General features: G+C 61.7%; 15 protein-coding genes. 6 read left to right on the top strand and 9 right to left on the bottom strand.

The features are described 5' to 3' along the window. Positions 1–74: 74 nt before the first annotated feature. The 3 genes from ACZZ0B_RS22795 to ACZZ0B_RS22785 form a co-directional block, all read right to left on the bottom strand. Positions 75–1637 carry a collagen-like triple helix repeat-containing protein gene (locus tag ACZZ0B_RS22795; RefSeq protein WP_463546291.1) on the bottom strand — a complete coding sequence of 521 codons (1563 nt, stop codon included), beginning with the start codon at positions 1635–1637 and terminating at the stop codon, positions 75–77. 370 nt (positions 1638–2007) lie between these two features. Beyond that, on the bottom strand, positions 2008–2862 hold the full coding sequence (locus ACZZ0B_RS22790; RefSeq protein ID WP_463546290.1) for a MaoC family dehydratase: 855 nt from the start codon (positions 2860–2862) through the stop codon (positions 2008–2010). 2 nt (positions 2863–2864) lie between these two features. Beyond that, a complete protein-coding gene (locus ACZZ0B_RS22785; protein ID WP_008082175.1) occupies positions 2865–4217 on the bottom strand; it encodes a 3-oxoacyl-ACP reductase in 1353 nt (450 codons plus the stop codon). Positions 4218–4449: 232 nt separating this feature from the next. On the opposite strand from ACZZ0B_RS22785, the gene ACZZ0B_RS22780 reads away from it, so the two are divergent. The 3 genes from ACZZ0B_RS22780 to ACZZ0B_RS22770 all read left to right on the top strand — a co-directional run bounded on the left by ACZZ0B_RS22780 (position 4450) and on the right by ACZZ0B_RS22770 (position 8333). Beyond that, positions 4450–5727, top strand: a complete 1278-nt coding sequence (locus tag ACZZ0B_RS22780; protein WP_463546289.1) for an acetyl-CoA C-acetyltransferase — start codon at positions 4450–4452, stop codon at positions 5725–5727. 340 nt (positions 5728–6067) lie between these two features. After that, positions 6068–6964 carry a PA4780 family RIO1-like protein kinase gene (locus ACZZ0B_RS22775; RefSeq protein ID WP_158832456.1) on the top strand — a complete coding sequence of 299 codons (897 nt, stop codon included), beginning with the start codon at positions 6068–6070 and terminating at the stop codon, positions 6962–6964. Between the two features lie 160 nt (positions 6965–7124). Beyond that, positions 7125–8333, top strand: a complete 1209-nt coding sequence (locus ACZZ0B_RS22770) for an MFS transporter (protein WP_463546288.1) — start codon at positions 7125–7127, stop codon at positions 8331–8333. On the opposite strand, the gene cueR is transcribed toward ACZZ0B_RS22770, so the two are convergent. From cueR to ACZZ0B_RS22755, 3 genes are all read right to left on the bottom strand, one after another. Beyond that, a complete protein-coding gene (gene cueR, locus ACZZ0B_RS22765; RefSeq protein ID WP_095122009.1) occupies positions 8287–8700 on the bottom strand; it encodes a Cu(I)-responsive transcriptional regulator in 414 nt (137 codons plus the stop codon). The genes ACZZ0B_RS22770 and cueR overlap by 47 nt on opposite strands. After that, positions 8697–11090, bottom strand: coding sequence for a copper resistance metal-translocating P1-type ATPase CueA (cueA, locus tag ACZZ0B_RS22760; protein WP_463546287.1), 2394 nt, complete (start codon positions 11088–11090; stop codon positions 8697–8699). Before cueA ends, cueR begins: the two co-directional genes overlap by 4 nt. Before the next feature lie 244 nt (positions 11091–11334). After that, positions 11335–11718, bottom strand: coding sequence for a hypothetical protein (locus ACZZ0B_RS22755; protein WP_008082166.1), 384 nt, complete (start codon positions 11716–11718; stop codon positions 11335–11337). A gap of 148 nt (positions 11719–11866) precedes the next feature. Here ACZZ0B_RS22755 and ACZZ0B_RS22750 point away from each other — a divergent pair, with 148 nt between their 5' ends. Further along, on the top strand, positions 11867–12064 hold the full coding sequence (locus tag ACZZ0B_RS22750) for a cation transporter (RefSeq protein ID WP_463546286.1): 198 nt from the start codon (positions 11867–11869) through the stop codon (positions 12062–12064). Between the two features lie 175 nt (positions 12065–12239). After that, on the top strand, positions 12240–13448 hold the full coding sequence (locus ACZZ0B_RS22745) for a multidrug effflux MFS transporter (protein WP_463546285.1): 1209 nt from the start codon (positions 12240–12242) through the stop codon (positions 13446–13448). A gap of 6 nt (positions 13449–13454) precedes the next feature. Here the strand turns inward: ACZZ0B_RS22745 and ACZZ0B_RS22740 are convergent, their stop codons facing one another. The 3 genes from ACZZ0B_RS22740 to ACZZ0B_RS22730 form a co-directional block, all read right to left on the bottom strand. Then, entirely contained in the window at positions 13455–13628 is a 174-nt protein-coding gene (locus ACZZ0B_RS22740) for a hypothetical protein (protein WP_007914687.1), read from the bottom strand. Positions 13629–13791: 163 nt separating this feature from the next. Continuing rightward, on the bottom strand, positions 13792–14805 hold the full coding sequence (locus ACZZ0B_RS22735) for a zinc-binding alcohol dehydrogenase family protein (protein WP_463546284.1): 1014 nt from the start codon (positions 14803–14805) through the stop codon (positions 13792–13794). 32 nt (positions 14806–14837) lie between these two features. Further along, positions 14838–15131, bottom strand: a complete 294-nt coding sequence (locus ACZZ0B_RS22730; protein WP_008082158.1) for a putative quinol monooxygenase — start codon at positions 15129–15131, stop codon at positions 14838–14840. A 119-nt stretch (positions 15132–15250) separates the two neighbouring features. On the opposite strand from ACZZ0B_RS22730, the gene ACZZ0B_RS22725 reads away from it, so the two are divergent. After that, positions 15251–16180 (top strand): LysR family transcriptional regulator, encoded by a 930-nt coding sequence (locus ACZZ0B_RS22725; RefSeq protein ID WP_008082157.1) that lies wholly within the window; start codon positions 15251–15253, stop codon positions 16178–16180. Positions 16181–16398 lie beyond the last annotated feature (218 nt).

Below are 16398 nucleotides of genomic sequence, written 5' to 3'. Positions count from 1 at the left end.
GACTCGTGGGAATCTTCCGCCCTCAACCAAGCGTAGGCGCTGTAGGTGAGGCCGTCGAATCGGCCAGGTGCAATTTAGCGTTTGTTGCCACCAAGGGCGCCGGTTAGACCACCGAGCACACCGCCCAGACCACCACCGGTGGTGCCCCCGCTGGCACCGCCGTTGACCAGCCCGCCGACCGCGGTGACGGTGCTGCCGACGTTGGTTACCAGCCCACCGACGGCGGTAGTAACCGGATTGTTGGTGGCGGCAATCGCGCCACCGAGGTTGCCCACCGCACCGCCAACCTGGCTGGTGAGACCGGCGACTGGCGAGCCGATACCGGTGGCGGCGCCCAATTGTTGGGTCACGTTGGTGACGCCGCTGGTAACCGGGTTCAGCGCTGTGCCCAAAGTGGCGCCCACGGTGGCCAGTGGTGAAGTCGTAGCGGTGATCGGTGAGCCCGAGCCGCCCAGCACAGTGTTCAGCGAAGCGACGGTATTACCCAGACCGACAGCGCTGACGCCGCCGGCGCTGACCACGCCGTTGGTGTTGCCGGCATTCAGGCCTGCGCCGACGTTGACCACTGCACCACCGACAGTTTGCAGCAGACCGGTGCCGCCGAGGCCACCACCGAGGCCTCCGCCAACTCCGCCGCCAGAGCCGGAACCAGTGCCGTTGGATACCAGACCTCCAGCCTTGCCGACCGCAGTGCCGGCATTGCTCAGCGCTCCGCCGAGGGTGTTGGTCAGGGCATTGCCGTTGCCAGCGTCAGTCACTTTGTCACCCACGCCGTTGACGGTATCGCCGACTTTCTGAATCACACCTTTGAGCGGATCGCCCAGACCGGTTGCGCTGCCGAGTTTGTCGGTGGTGCTCTCCACCATGGCGATCACTGGCACCAGGCTGCCGCCAAGTTTGTTGGTCAGTTGGCTGGTCGGGCCATTGGTCAGGGTGGTGTCGAGGGTATTGCCAAGCATGGTGACTTTTTCGCCGACGCCGTCGAGCAGCGGCGCCACTTTGGTGACCACGCCACCGACCACGGGAACACTGCCGGTCGCCGTCGCCAGTTTGCCGCTGAGATCGGACACGCCGTTGCCGACATCGGTGACCACTCCGCCAACCGATGCAACCGTAGTGGTCAGGCCTTTAGGATCGGTCGCCAGTTTGCCGATGCCGTTGGCCACGCCGTCACCCAGGGTGGTGACCACGTTGCCAGCAGTGTTGGCGGCGCTTTGCACCACGCCACCGACCACCGGAACGGTGCTCAGGGAGTCGCCGATCTGGCCAACGCCATCGCCGACGCCGGCAACCGTGGTGCCGACATCCTGCACCAGCGTGGTGGTCACCAGCGGTGTCGGGGTTGGATTGGTTGGGTTGGTCGGATCGGTAGGATCCGTCGGGTTGGTTGGATTGGTCGGATCAGTTGGGTTGGTGCCGCCAGTGCCGCCAGTACCACCGGTTCCGCCGGTGCCTGCGGTATCACCGGTGCCGCCAGTACCACCGGTTCCACCTGTGCCAGCAGTATCGCTGGACGGCGCAGAACTGCCGGAGCTGCTGTGATGGCCGCCACCGCCGCTGCTGCAACCGGTAAGGCCGAGGGAGAGAATCAATGCCAGCGCGATTGCTGATTTGCACCACACGTCTTGAGTTTTCATGATTGAGATTCCTTGCACCTGTCGCAACGTTCGTTGCCTTCGATGGCCTGCCGATCTGTCGCCGGCAATGCCTCGCCCGTTGCTGCAATCTCAGCCGATGGTGCGAATCCCACCATTCTCAAGTTGGTATTAACGCCTTTATATATAAGGCGCAGTGCAACGCCTAAGGACTAATACCCAAGGTATAAACGCGCAAAAAAAAGCCTTGAAAATCAAGGCTGGGTGTTTTCCATCGGCCGGGGCAGGGTGCGGAAAAACTTAAGTGATATACACACAATTAACAGGTCAGCCGCGTCACTCTTCCGATGGCTTAGGTAAAACCTGTGGCGAGGGAACAAGCTCCCTCGCCACAAAGTGCTAAGTGGTGGGATCAGGCAATCGGCTGCCATTGGCCGACCATGTGTTCCAGATCCTTCGCGCCGATCAGTCGCAATTCACCGCTGGACCCCGGCGCACTCGCCAGTAAAGTCACCTCACTCGGCAGCCGCACCGGTTTGCGAAAGTGCACCGTTATCTCGACGTTGGCCTTGGGCAAATGATCGGCCAGCGCGGCGAGTGTTCGAGCCTTGTTCCACAAGCCATGGGCAATCGCCGTCGGAAAGCCAAACAGTTTGGCGCTCGCCGCACTGAGGTGGATCGGGTTGTAGTCGCCGGAAACCTTGGCGTACTGCCGTCCGATGTCCGCCGGGGCTTTCCAGTGCGCCACTTCCACCAGCGACTGCGCAAGTTCCCAGGCCTGCTCGACGGCCTCGCCCTCAAGCTTGACGCCGCGACAAAGCATCTGGCTTTCGGCCTCCCACAACGGCCCGAGTTGATCGTCCAGCGTGGTCAGCAGATCAAACGTCGCGCCTTTGGGGTGCGGTTGCAGGTTATGCACGCGCACGCTGACCTGCGCTCGACTGATCGCGCCCATTGGCCGCAACACGCGAATGCGGTTGCTCAGGTGAATCAGCCCCAGCAGCGGAAAGGGAAAGTCCTTCGCGGTGAGTAATTGCATTTGCAGGGCGAAGGCGAGGATGTGTGGATACGTCGGCGGCAGCAGGCCATCGTCGGCAAAGCCACAGACTTTGCGATAGTCCGCCAAGCGCTTGCCGTCGACGTCGACCCAACAGCGCAAGCCGCTGTCGGGCAGTTGCGTGCCGGTTATTTTGCGTCGTGTCGCGGCCCGCGCGTACAGCCCGGGCAGACTCGGTTCACGGTCCAGCGTGTGCCATTCGATGCTCATGCTTACGCCCCCAGAACACTTTGCCCACAGACCCGCAACGCCTGCCCGGTGAACGCGCCGGTGCCCGGTTGCGCCAGCCATGCGACAGCCTCGGCAACGTCTTGCGGCAAGCCACCCTGGCCCAGCGAACTCATGCGGCGTCCGGCTTCGCGCAGGCCGAAGGGGATGTGTGCGGTCATCTGCGTTTCGATGAAACCCGGCGCCACGGCGTTGATGCTGATGCCGCGTGGCAGCAGTGTCGGCGCCCACGCCTGGGCCAGGCCGATCAAGCCAGCCTTGCTCGCAGCGTAATTGGTTTGCCCACGGTTACCGGCGATGCCACTGATCGAGGCGAGCAGGATCACCCGCGCGTTGTCGCGCAACGTGCCGCTGTCGAGCAGGGCTTTGGTCAACACTTGCGGGGCGTTGAGGTTGACGGCCAGCACTGCATCCCAGAATTCCGGGGTCATGTTAGCCAAAGTCTTGTCGCGGGTGATCCCGGCGTTGTGCACCAGAATGTCGAGGCCGTCGGGCAACTGTTCGATCAGTTGGGCGCCCGCGTCTTCGGCGCAGATGTCGAGGGTGATGCTGCGTCCGCCAAGCCGTGCGGCGAGGGCATCGAGATCGGTTTTCGCCGGCGGCACGTCGAGCAGGATCACCTCGGCGCCGTCGCGGGCCAGGGTTTCGGCGATGGACGCGCCGATGCCCCGCGCTGCGCCGGTGACCAGTGCCTTGCGCCCGGCCAGTGGCCGCGTCCAGTCGGTCACCGGCGTCGCGCAGGCGGTCAGGCGAAGCACCTGTCCGGAGACGAACGCACTTTTCGGCGAGAGGAAGAAGCGCAGCGGGCCTTCGAGTTGATCCTCGGCACCGTCACCGACGTAGATCAATTGCAGTGTGCCGCCGCTGCGCAATTCCTTGGCCAGCGACCGCGAGAAGCCTTCCAGCGCTCGTTGTGCGCTGGACGCAAACGGATCGTCGAGGGTTTCTGGAGCGCGGCCGAGAATCACCAGATGCGCGCTGTGCTCAAGGTTTTTCATCAACGGCTGAAAGAATTCACGCAACTGTTTGAGCTGGTCGGTGTGCTGCAACTCGCTGGCGTCGAACACCACGGCCTTGAGTTTCGGACCGTGGCCGGGAATCCATTCGGTGGCGCTCGCGGGCTGCTCGCCATAGCGGTAGATACTTTCGGTCAAACGGTTGGCGAAGGCACTGACGCGTTCGGCCAGCGGCCCCCCGCCAATCAGCAGCGCGCCTTCCACCGGCCGCAGGCGTCCGGCCTGCCAGCGCTCCAGTCGCACCGGCGACGGCAGGCCCAGTGCCCCGACCAGGCGATGGCCGATGGACGAGTTGGCGAAGTCGATATAGCGGTCAGACATGGAACGCTCTCCAGAAGTTGGGGTTCAAAGTGTGGACTACCGACGGCAATCAATCGTTCGATCCACGCAATAAGGCCTACGCTAGAACAGCAGAGTAGACCACCGTCCCTGTGGGAGCGGGCTTGCCCGCGATGGCGGAGTTTCAGCCACTGAAGATATTGGAGGTTCTGGCCCCATCGCTGGCAAGCCAGCTCCCACAGGGTTCTATGTGAAATTTGAAAAGGAGTCATTCATGAGTCAGCTGCGCCGCGTCGCGATCATTGGCGGTAACCGTATCCCTTTCGCCCGCTCCAACGGCCCGTACGCTACGGCCAGCAATCAGGTGATGCTCACCGCCGCCCTTGAAGGCCTGATCGAACGCTACAACTTGCACGGCCAGCGCATCGGCGAAGTGGTGGCAGGCGCGGTGCTGAAATTGTCACGGGATATGAACCTGACCCGTGAATGCGTGCTCGGCTCGCGCCTGTCGCCGGCCACCCCGGCCTATGACATTCAACAGGCTTGCGGCACGGGGCTTGAAGCGGCCCTGCTGGTGGCCAACAAAATCGCCCTCGGGCAGATCGATTGCGGCATTGCCGGCGGCGTCGACACCACCTCGGACGCGCCGATCAGCGTCAGTGAAGGCCTGCGCAAAATCCTCCTGCAAGCCAACCGCGCGAAGACCACCGGCGACAAACTGAAAACCTTCCTGCAACTGCGCCCGAAACACCTGATCCCGGAATTCCCGCGCAACGGCGAGCCGCGCACCGGCCTGTCGATGGGCCAGCATTGCGAGCTGATGGCGCAAACCTGGAACATCCCGCGTGAAGAGCAGGATCAACTGGCCCTCGACAGTCATCACAAACTGGCCGCGTCCTACAGCGAAGGCTGGCACAACGACCTGATGACTCCGTTCCTCGGCCTGACCCGCGACAACAATCTGCGCCCTGACCTGACCCTGGAAAAGCTCGCTTCGCTCAAGCCAGCGTTCGAAAAAAGCGCCAAGGGCACGCTCACGGCGGGCAACTCCACGCCGCTCACCGATGGTGCTTCAGTGGTGCTGCTCGGCAGTGAGGAATGGGCCAGGGAACGCGGTTTGCCGATCCTTGCGTATCTGCGCGATGGCGAGGCGGCGGCGGTGGATTTCGTCAACGGCGCCGAGGGCCTGCTGATGGCCCCGGTGTACGCGGTGCCGCGCTTGTTGGCCCGCAACGGGCTGACCTTGCAGGATTTCGATTACTACGAGATTCATGAGGCGTTCGCCGCGCAGGTGCTGTGTACGTTGAAAGCCTGGGAAGATCCTGAATACTGCAGAGCCCGCTTGGGCCTGGAGGCGCCGCTGGGTTCGATCGACCGCAGCCGCCTCAACGTCAAAGGCAGTTCGCTGGCGGCAGGGCACCCATTCGCCGCTACGGGGGGACGTATCGTCGCCAACCTGGCCAAACTGCTCGATGCAGCAGGCAAGGGCCGAGGCCTGATTTCGATCTGCGCGGCAGGCGGCCAAGGCGTCACCGCCATTATCGAAAGATGAATCGGACCTGTGGGAGCGGGCTTGCCCGCGATGAGGCCATCAGATTCGATCTCTGTATTGACGCTGCCACAGCCATCGCTGGCAAGCCAGCTCCCACAGGTTTGTAGGTCTGTGCCTGAGGACGCGTACCGGCGGATGTCAGATTCTGTCGCAAATGCCCTCGACGGCCGATAACAACAATCAAGGCCGGCTCGGCTATGATTCGCAACGGTCGATTTTTTCGGCACAGTGTGTGCATTCACAGGTTCACAGGTCGGCAACCCTTCCCCGAGATGCGAGGATTGCCGTATAACGAGTGACATTCGCGTGTTTGGTAATAAAGGACCCACAATAAAAGCTGATGAAGACTCCAAAACGCATTGAACCGCTGATCGAAGACGGTCTGGTTGACGAGGTGCTGCGACCACTCATGAGTGGTAAAGAAGCAGCTGTTTATGTGGTGCGCTGCGGCAACGAGTTACGTTGCGCCAAGGTCTACAAGGAGGCAAACAAACGTAGTTTCCGCCAGGCAGCCGAGTATCAGGAAGGCCGCAAGGTGCGTAACAGCCGTCAGGCGCGCGCGATGGCCAAGGGCTCGAAATTCGGTCGCAAAGAGACCGAAGACGCCTGGCAGAACGCCGAAGTGGCGGCGCTGTTCCGTCTGGCTGGCGCCGGTGTGCGCGTGCCCAAGCCGTTCGACTTCCTCGAAGGCGTGCTGCTGATGGAACTGGTGGCCGACGAATACGGCGATGCAGCGCCGCGTCTCAACGACGTGGTACTGGAGCCGGATCAGGCCCGTGAATATCACGCGTTCCTGATTTCGCAGATCGTGCTGATGTTGTGTACCGGTCTGGTGCACGGTGACCTCTCGGAGTTCAACGTGCTGCTGACACCGACCGGCCCGGTGATCATCGACCTGCCACAAGCGGTCGACGCTGCCGGCAACAACCACGCGTTCAGCATGCTTGAGCGTGACGTTGGCAACATGGCTTCGTATTTCGGTCGCTTTGCGCCGGAGTTGAAGAAGACCAAGTACGCGAAAGAAATGTGGGCGCTGTACGAAGCCGGCACCTTGCACCCGAACAGTGTGCTGACCGGCGAGTTCGACGAGCCGGAAGAGCTGGCGGATGTCGGCGGCGTTATCCGCGAGATCGAAGCGGCGCGACTCGACGAAGAGCGCAAGCAGGCGATCCGTGCGGCGGACGACGAGCCAAAAGGCAAGTCCGAGGAACCGCCTCCACCCCCGTGGATGCAGTAACCGCATAAACAAAAACCCGGCCTCGGCCGGGTTTTTTGTCTTCAGAACACCACTAATCCCTTGTAGGAGCTGCCGAAGGCTGCGATCTTTTGATCCTGGCGATCGATCAGAAACACGATCAAAAGATCGCAGCCTGCGGCAGCTCCTACAAGGATCGTATGTGAGTACCTTACGCAACACACACCTGATTATTACGGCCCGGTTGATCTCCGATTTCGGCGCATTCCTCAACATGGTCGCGCTGGCGACTTACGTCTATTTGCTCAGCAACAGCGCCATGAGCGTCGGCATTTTCCTCGCCAGTCGCGTCGGCGGGGGGATTGTTGCCAGCCTGATCGGTACGCGGTTCTACCGCCGCTGGAATGGCCGGCTGCCGTTGATTGCGTTCGATCTGTTGCGCGCCTGCCTGCTCGGTTTGCTGCTGATCACCCCGGTCAGTCAACAAGGGCTGTTGCTGCCGGTGATTGCCTTCGGCCTGGGTTTTGGCAACTCGATGTTCGCCATTGGCCTGAACAGCCAGTTACCGAGTTTGATCCCCGCCGATCAATTGCTTAAGGCCAACGCCTGGATCACCTCGGCCTCTTCGGCGGCAATGGTCGGTGGCAGTCTGGTCTCGGGTTTGCTGGTCGCAGCGTTTGGTTTTGAAACGGTGTTTGCACTGAATGCGCTGACCTATGTGTTGGCGGCGCTGTTGATTGTGCCGCTGCGCTTCGATGCTCCGACCGTCCATGAAGAATCTGCACGCGGCGAATGGTCAGTCCTCAAGCAAGGCCTGCGCGCGACGCCAGTGGTTGCCGCCATGCTCGCGGTAACGATGGCCGACACCTTGGGCAGCGCGGCGCACAACGTCGGTTTCCCGATCCTCTCTAAACTGCTCACACCTGATTCGGCGAGTACCACGCTGGGCCTGATGCTCGCCGTGTGGGCCAGCGGCAAACTGCTCGGCGCGCGCATCGCCAGCCGCCTGAAAGGCTCGGGCAACATCAACCTTGAACGGCGGTTTTTCTTCGGCGTGGCGCTGATGTCCTGCGGCTTTATCCTGATGTTCCAGCAACACAGCCTCTACGGATTGCTGTTGTTCTCGCTGCCGGCGGGGTTGGGTGACGGCTTTTCCGAAGTCGGCCTGATGTCGCGCCTGCAACGTGAGCCGGAGCATTTGCGCTTGCCGATTTTCAGCTTTTTAACCCTGCTGCAAATGACCGGGTTTGGTATCGGCATGCTGATCGCTGCGCCGTTTTACGCGTGGTGGACGCCGGGTGCCGTGGTCCTGTTGTTCCACGGCATTCCGCTGTGCACCTTGCTCACGGTGAAAATGCTCGCCTTCAAGCGCGAGCGGGTTGCGCGCAGCAGCCCGACGCCAGTTCCTTGAGGATCGGGCAGTCCGGGCGATGGTCGCCGTTGCAGTGTTCGACCAGGTCTTGCAGGGTGTCGCGCAACTCGCCGAGTTCGCGAATCTTCTGGTTCAACTCGTCGATGTGCTGACGCGCCAGCGCCTTCACATCGGCGCTGGCGCGTTGGCGATCCTGCCAGAGGGTCAGCAGTTTGCCGACCTCTTCCAGAGAAAAGCCGAGGTCACGCGAACGCTTGATGAAGGCCAGGGTGTGCAGGTCATCGTCGCCATAGACGCGATAGCCGCTGTCGGTGCGATGGGCCGCTTTGAGCAAACCGATCGACTCGTAATAGCGGATCATTTTCGCGCTCAGGCCACTGTGTTTGGCCGCTTGACCGATGTTCATCGGTGCTCCTCCAGATCCTTGGGTTTCCAGGTTTTCAACAGTAGCGCATTGCTCACCACGCTGACGCTCGACAGCGCCATCGCCGCCCCTGCCAGCACCGGATTGAGGAAGCCGAACGCCGCCAGCGGAATGCCGATCAGGTTATAGACGAAGGCCCAGAACAGGTTCTGACGGATCTTCGCGTAGGTCTTGCGGCTGATCTCCAGCGCCGCCGGAACCAGCCGTGGATCGCCGCGCATCAGGGTGATACCCGCTGCGTGCATGGCGACATCGGTGCCGCCGCCCATGGCGATGCCGATGTCGGCAGCGGCGAGGGCCGGGGCGTCGTTGATGCCGTCACCCACCATCGCGACCACGCCGGTTTTTTTCAGCTCGGCGACGGTGGCGGCTTTGTCAGCCGGGAGGACTTCGGCGTGGACATTGCGGATGCCCAAGGCTTCAGCGACCACGCGAGCGCTGCCACGGTTGTCGCCGGTCAGCAAATGGCTGTGGATATCTCGCGCGGCGAGTTGTTGCACCGCTTGCAGGGCGCCGGGTTTCAAGGTGTCACCGAAGGCGAACAAACCGAGCACTTTCGCGTGAGGACTTTGCTCGATCAACCACGACAATGTGCGGCCTTCGGCTTCCCAGGCTTGAGCGGACTCGCTCAGGTTGCCGGCGCTCAAACCACTTTCTTCGAGCATCCGCCGATTGCCCAGTGCCAGACGTCGGCCATCGAGATTGCCAGCGATGCCGCGACCGGTCAGCGACTGGCTGTCGCTGACATCGGGCACCTGCAGATTGCGTTCTGCCGCCGCATCCAGCACGGCTTTGGCCAGTGGGTGCTCGCTACCGCGTTGCAGCGCGCCAGCCAGCGTCAGCAGGGTATTTTCGTCGCCATCGACCGCACTGAGGTGGGCGATGCGCGGCGTGCCGGAGGTCAGCGTGCCGGTCTTGTCGAACACCACGCTGCTGACTTCATGGGCACGTTCCAGGGCTTCGGCGTCCTTGATCAGAATGCCGTGGCGCGCGGCGACGCCGGTGCCGGCCATGATCGCCGTCGGGGTGGCGAGGCCGAGCGCGCAAGGGCAAGCGATAACCAGAACCGCAACCGCATTGATCAGTGCGGTTTCCAGCGGCGCGCCGTACAGCCACCAGCCAATCAACGTGGCCAGCGCCAGTACCAAGACCGTCGGCACGAAAATCTGACTGACCTTATCCACCAGTTTCTGGATCGGTGCTTTCGCTGCCTGGGCGTCCTCGACCAGACGAATGATCCGCGCCAATACGGTTTCGGCGCCGAGCGCCTGAGTGCGTACCAGCAGGCGACCTTCACCGTTGATCGCGCCGCCGGTGACTTTGTCGCCCGGTTGTTTCGGCACCGGCAGACTCTCGCCGCTGATCAGCGCTTCGTCGGCGTGGCTCTGACCTTCGATGACTTCGCCATCGACCGGGAAGCGTTCACCGGGTTTGACCAGCACCAGATCGTCGAGACGCAGGGCGCTGATGGCGACGTCCTGTTCGCGGCCGTCGATCACTTGAATCGCCCGTTCCGGCCGCAAGGCTTCGAGGGCGCGGATGGCGCTGGCCGTCTGGCGTTTGGCGCGGCTCTCAAGGTATTTGCCGAGCAGTACCAAGGCAATGACCACCGCCGACGCTTCGAAATACAGATGCGGCATGCGCCCGGCGGCGGTGGCCCATTCATAAAGGCTCAAGCCATAACCGGCGCTGGTGCCGAGGGCGACGAGCAAATCCATGTTGCCGGCACCGGCCCGTACGGCTTTCCACGCAGCCACGTAAAACCGTGCACCGAAGATAAATTGCACCGGCGTGGCGAGGACGAATTGCGCCCAGGCCGGCAGCATCCAGTGAATGCCGAACGGTTGCAGCAACATCGGCGCCACCAGCGGCAAGGCCAGGGCGATCGCGCAGATCAGCGCCCAGCGTTCGTGCTTCAGCTTCTGCTGTTGGTTATCGGTTTGCGGGTGTTCGGCTTGCCAGACGCTGGCGGAGTAACCGGCCTTGCTGACGGCGTCGAGCAGCGTCTGTGAGTCGACGTGACCCAGCAATTCGAGGTGCGCACGTTCGTTGGCCAAGTTGACGCTGACGCTTTTCACGCCGGGGACTTTGTTCAGGGCCCGCTCGACGCGACCGACGCAGGAAGCGCAGGTCATGCCTTCGATGTTCAGTTCGATAGTTTGCTGCGGGACGCTGTAACCGGCGCGTTCGACCGCTTCCATCAAGGCCGCAAGGCTGTCGCCGGGCGCCTGCACTCGGGCCTGCTCAGTGGCGAGATTGACGCTGACGGCACTGGCGCCGCTGACTTTGCTCAAGGCGCGCTCGACGCGCCCGGCGCAACTGGCGCAGGTCATGCCGGCAATCGGCAGATCGAACGTGATGGAATCGGACATCGGTCGTACTCCCTGTAGTAGATGCCTACAAGGATCAACCTTGCCATGCGGGCAAGGTCAAGCGCCAATCTTCTACCTTCAATGCGCAGACATTTTCAGGTGAAATTCATTGTGGCGAGGGGATTTATCCCCGTCCGGCTGCGCAGCAGTCGCTATCGGTCTAGCTGAAAAGAACAGGGCCGCTTCGCAGCCCAACGGGGATAAATCCCCTCGCCACAAAGGCCTGCGCACAATCTGGATTTTCTTAGTATTCGAGATCGGCGCGTTTCAGGTAGACGCCTTCGGAATTCATCGCCAACCGATACTTCAACACGTCACCGGCATGCAATTTGATCTCCTGCGAACCCGGCGCGAGCATGCCCGGATTGCAACCGGCGACCTGGCCCGGCAGCAACTTCAAACGCAGCGACACCGTGCCCGGCGGCAGGTTGAAGGAAATGCTTTGCTCCTGCAGCAGTCGCGCCGAGAGCTGATCCTGGATGTACACGCCGATCTCGCAGGAGGTCGACACTTCCAGGCGCTCGCGGGAAATGATCAGCACCGCGTAATCCTCGCCGGCGGCTTGCGCTTGGGGGAGGGCGGCAAAAAGGCTGAGGAAGCCAAACAGGCTGAAAACTGACCAGCGCATGGCTGAATCTCCTGAATTCGAGTCATTGATGCACGCAGCTTGGCCGAGCGCGGCGCCGATTGCCAGCCCGGCAGTTTATTCAAGAACTTGACCTTGCCATCGTGGCAAGCTCGACACTGCCGGCAACCTCACTCAAAGGAGTCATTCCATGCAAGTGTTCAACGTTCAAGGCATGTCCTGCGGTCACTGCGTCAAAGCCATCACCAACGCGGTGCAGGCCAAGGATCCGGCAGCCAGCGTGCGGGTCGATCTGGCGGCGAAAGAGGTTGGCGTTGAAAGTGCGCTGAGTGCCGAGCAGGTGATTGAGGTTATCAGCGACGAGGGCTACGCCGTCAAACTCGCCTAGAAGCAAAAGATCGCAGCCTTCGGCAGCTCCTACAGGAGACGCATTCATGTAGGAGCTGCCGAAGGCTGCGATCTTTTGATCCTGCTTTTTTAATTGTTAGCGAGCTATCGGAATGTTCAAGGCGTCCAGCCGCAGCTAGACTGTCGGGCTGCCGACTTGCCTACCTGGATGCCTGATGAACTTCCGTACCATTCTGATTCTCGGTGCCTTGACCGCCTTCGGGCCCTTGGCCATCGACTTCTATTTGCCTGCATTTCCCGCGATGGCGCTGGCCTTCGGCACGGATGAGAAACACGTGCAGATGACCCTGGCGGCGTATTTTGCCGGCCTGTCGATTGGTCAACTGGCGTATGGCCCGGTGGCGGATCGCTTTGGACGGCGGATTCCGCTGCTGGTCGGTCTCGCACTGTTCACCCTGGCATCCCTGGCCTGCGCCTATGCACCGAACCTGGAATGGCTGATTGGTGCGCGCTTCGTGCAGGCGCTGGGTGGCTGTGCCGGCATGGTGATTTCCCGGGCAGTGGTCAGCGACAAGTGCGATGCAGTGGGCTCGGCGAAAGTCTTCTCGCAACTGATGCTGGTGATGGGCCTGGCACCGATTCTGGCGCCGATGCTCGGTGGTTTGCTGGTCAACACCACCGGCTGGCAGTCGATCTTCCTGGTGCTCACCGGGTTCAGCGCTTTGGCCGGCCTCGCGGTAGCGCTCGGTCTGCCGGAAAGCATGCCGGCACACATGCCGCGTCAGCCGTTGTCCGGTGCATTGCGTCAGTACGGACGCCTGCTCAAGGATCGCGTCTATCTCGGCCATGCCCTGACCGGCGGCATCGCCATCGCCGGGATGTTTGCCTATATCGCCGGCTCACCGTTCATCTTTATCAAGCTGTATGGCGTGCCGGCTGAGCACTTCGGCTGGCTGTTCGGCACCAACGCGGCGGGCTTCATTTTGGTGGCACAAGTCAATGCGCGGCTGCTGGCCAAGCGCGGTCCGGCGTTTCTGCTGTCGCGGGCGGTGTGGGTTTATCTGGCGGCGGGGCTGACCTTGCTGGCGGTCAGCGCGTTGCACACCGCATCCCTGTGGCCGCTGCTGATTCCTTTGTTTATCTGCGTGTCCAGCCTGGGTTGCATCAGCCCGAATGCGGCAGCCTGCGCGATGAACGGCCAAGGCGCGCGCGCAGGCAGCGCCTCGGCGTTGCTCGGCTGCATGCAATTCAGTGTCGCCGCCGGGGCTTCGGCGCTGGTCGGCGTGTTGCACGACGGCACCGCCGTGCCGATGGCCATCGTCATCAGCGTTTGCGGTTTGCTGGTGGTGTGCGTCGCGTTGCTCACCCGGCGCCTGCAAAATGCCCGGGCGCTGGCGCAAGCGCAGGCCGAGGCCGAGGCCTAGAAAACCTCAGCCGGCAGCGCGCTGTTGGCTGCGGTCGGGAATCTGATGGGGCGCGCAAAGTCGCGCTTCAAGGGTGCGAGTGAAGGCCAGTGCTTCGGCTTCACTGCGGAATGTCACGGCGTGTTGGTCCAGTCGAACCTGCCATTGAGACTTTGCCACTTCTTTTATCAGGATCTTCATTGCTGACCTCCCTTGCGTAAAAGATGTATCGCAGAGGCTTCGATTGTAGTCCTGAATACGATCGCAATTGTGACAAGGGTCAGCCATCTGACTGACGGCAAAAGGGGGCGCGCAGCCCCCGCCAGCCACTGTAGGAGCTGCCGAAGGCTGCGATCTTTTGACTTTAGAAACTTTCTAAAACAATTTTCCCCTTGGCCTTACCGCTTTCCAGCAACTCATGCGCCCGACGCAGATTGGCCGCATTGATCATACCGAAGTGCTCACCCACCGTGGTCTTCAACGTCCCGGCATCAATCAGCTCAGCCACACGATTGAGCAGCTTGTGCTGCTCGATCATGTCCGGCGTCTCAAACAGCGAGCGCGTGTACATAAACTCCCAGTGCAGCGACAGGCTCTTGCGCTTGAGCTTGATGATATCGAGCGACTTCGGATCGTCGATCAACGCCAGTTTGCCCTGCGGCGCCAGCGCCTCGACCAGTTGATCCAGATGCTGCTCGGTCTGGGTCAGGCTGGCGACGTGAGTGACGTTGTCGATCCCGGCGCGTTTCAGCTCTTCGCTCAGCGGTTGGCTGTGGTCAATCACCAAGTCGGCGCCCAACGCTTTGACCCAATCGCGGGTCTGCTCGCGGGAAGCGGTGCCAATCACCTTCAGCCCGGTCAACTGCTTGGCCAATTGCGTGAGAATCGAACCCACACCCCCGGCCGCGCCAACGATCAACAGGCTCTGGCCTTCATCGCTCTTGCCCTCGCGGATTTGCAGGCGCTCGAACAACAACTCCCACGCGGTAATTGCGGTCAGCGGCAGCGCAGCAGCTTCAGCAAAACCGAGGGATTTCGGCATATGGCCGACGATGCGCTCATCAACCGTGTGCAGCTCGCTGTTGCCGCCAGCGCGGGCAATGGAGCCGGCGTAGAAGACTTTGTCACCGGCCTTGAACAGCGTCACTTCACTGCCGACGGCTTTGACCACACCGGCGACATCCCAGCCCAGCACTTTCGCCGCGCCGTTTTCCGGCGCCACGTTCTGCCGCACTTTGGTGTCGACCGGGTTGACCGAGATGGCTTTGACTTCCACCAGCAGGTCGCGCGGGCCAGCGACCGGTTCTGGCAGTTCGATGTCTTGCAGGGCGTTGTCGTCGGTGATTGGCAGAGATGCGTAATAGGCAATGGCTTTCATGAGTGGCTCCGTACAGGTAATGGAAGAAGGAATCAGGCAATCGCGCCGAGGCGCTTGAGCTCGAAGTGTTCGATGGTCTGGCCGGCAGTGGCCTGGAAGTGCAGGAAGTGCGCGCTGGCGTTGTGCGCCTGGAGAATTTCTTCACTGGCCCAGTGTTCGATCACATAGAAAATCTGCGGGTCGGCGAGATCGCGGTGCAGGTCGTACTGGCTGCAACCGTCTTCGGCGCGGCTCGGTGCAACCAGTGCGCGCAGGCCCTGTTCGAGAAGATCCTGTTGGCCGGGTTTGGCGATCAGGGTGGCGATGGCGGTGAATGGCTGGGACATGCTCGGCTCCAGAGACGCGGGATGAATTCGATGGGCAGATGATTGGCTATTTCTCTGCAAGATAAAACCGGCTAAAAGAGCAGTCTCTTTCAATATTTTTTTGATAATCGAGGCTGGGAATGCTGCGTTTCGATGACTTGCAGTTGTTTGTCCGGGCGGCGGATCTGGGCAGTCTGTCGGCGGCAGCGCGGGTGATGGACATGTCCGCCGCCGTGGCCAGCGCGGCGTTGAAGCGCATCGAGCAGCAACTCGGCGCGCGTTTGCTGGCGCGTTCGACGCGTAGTTTGCGCCTGACCGCCGAGGGCGAAGGTTTTCTCGAATATGCCCGGGCAGCGCTGAGTAACCTTGATGAAGGCCGGCGTCTGCTGGCCAGCGGGCAGGATCAGGTCAGTGGGGTCTTGCAGTTGTCGGCGCCGTCGGACTTCGGTCGCAATTTGTTATTGCCATGGCTCGATGAATTTCAGCGCGAGCACCCGAAACTGACCGTGCGGCTGTTACTCGGTGACCGCATCGCCGACCTGTTTCGCCAGCCGGTGGACATCGCCTTGCGTTATGGCGAGCCTGAAGATTCCAGCCTGGTCGCATTACCCATCGCCCCGCATAACCGTCGCGTGCTGTGCGCCTCCCCGGCGTACCTGGCCCGTCACGGTGAACCGCGCCAACTCGAACAACTGGCTCAACACAATTGCCTGCTGTACATGCTCGGCAGCCGCGTGCATGACCATTGGAGTTTCCATGACGGCAAGCGCGAAGTCGGCCTGACCGTCAGCGGCGACCGCTTCAGTGACGATGCCGACGTGGTGCGTCTCTGGGCGGTGGCCGGGGCCGGGATCGCCTACAAGTCCTGGCTCGACGTGGGCGCCGATGTCCTCGCCGGTCGCCTGAAAGTGCTGCTGCCTGAACTGTTGTGTGAGCGCGCACCGCTGAATTTGTTGTGCGCCCATCGCGCTCAATTGAGTAAGCCGGTGAACCTTTTGAGGGAAATGCTCGCCAGCCGATGCGCTGAATTGAGTAGTCAATTTCCCGCTTTCTCGAAAGTTGATCATTAGTCGCAGGTAAATAGAGAAATTTCACTCAGCAACAATCACCACCTGCGCAGGCCCCGGCGCGGGACGCGGCAGGTAACACGCTTATACTAGCGACCGCCTCATGCCCGCACTGACACCCGGGCCTGCAGACCTTTGTGCCCAGTCGCCCGGGTTTGATTGACGGGCGCGCAACTGCCGCGATCGAGCGCCGCAGCAGGTTGCGTCAGTGGCCTGCGTGG

The organism is Pseudomonas sp. AC247 (genome assembly GCF_979258015.1).
Note: the sequence above shows the minus strand (reverse complement) of the source record. Positions and strands in the feature narration are given on the sequence as shown.

Coding starts and splice junctions, on each gene's coding strand:
- cueR (WP_095122009.1), bottom strand. CDS start 8,700: ATGAACATCGGTCAAGCGGCCAAACACAGTGGCCTGAGCGCGAAAATG.
- ACZZ0B_RS22775 (WP_158832456.1), top strand. CDS start 6,068: ATGAAGACTCCAAAACGCATTGAACCGCTGATCGAAGACGGTCTGGTT.
- ACZZ0B_RS22750 (WP_463546286.1), top strand. CDS start 11,867: ATGCAAGTGTTCAACGTTCAAGGCATGTCCTGCGGTCACTGCGTCAAA.
- ACZZ0B_RS22740 (WP_007914687.1), bottom strand. CDS start 13,628: ATGAAGATCCTGATAAAAGAAGTGGCAAAGTCTCAATGGCAGGTTCGA.
- ACZZ0B_RS22745 (WP_463546285.1), top strand. CDS start 12,240: ATGAACTTCCGTACCATTCTGATTCTCGGTGCCTTGACCGCCTTCGGG.
- ACZZ0B_RS22755 (WP_008082166.1), bottom strand. CDS start 11,718: ATGCGCTGGTCAGTTTTCAGCCTGTTTGGCTTCCTCAGCCTTTTTGCC.
- ACZZ0B_RS22735 (WP_463546284.1), bottom strand. CDS start 14,805: ATGAAAGCCATTGCCTATTACGCATCTCTGCCAATCACCGACGACAAC.
- ACZZ0B_RS22795 (WP_463546291.1), bottom strand. CDS start 1,637: ATGAAAACTCAAGACGTGTGGTGCAAATCAGCAATCGCGCTGGCATTG.
- ACZZ0B_RS22780 (WP_463546289.1), top strand. CDS start 4,450: ATGAGTCAGCTGCGCCGCGTCGCGATCATTGGCGGTAACCGTATCCCT.
- cueA (WP_463546287.1), bottom strand. CDS start 11,090: ATGTCCGATTCCATCACGTTCGATCTGCCGATTGCCGGCATGACCTGC.
- ACZZ0B_RS22725 (WP_008082157.1), top strand. CDS start 15,251: ATGCTGCGTTTCGATGACTTGCAGTTGTTTGTCCGGGCGGCGGATCTG.
- ACZZ0B_RS22785 (WP_008082175.1), bottom strand. CDS start 4,217: ATGTCTGACCGCTATATCGACTTCGCCAACTCGTCCATCGGCCATCGC.
- ACZZ0B_RS22790 (WP_463546290.1), bottom strand. CDS start 2,862: ATGAGCATCGAATGGCACACGCTGGACCGTGAACCGAGTCTGCCCGGG.
- ACZZ0B_RS22730 (WP_008082158.1), bottom strand. CDS start 15,131: ATGTCCCAGCCATTCACCGCCATCGCCACCCTGATCGCCAAACCCGGC.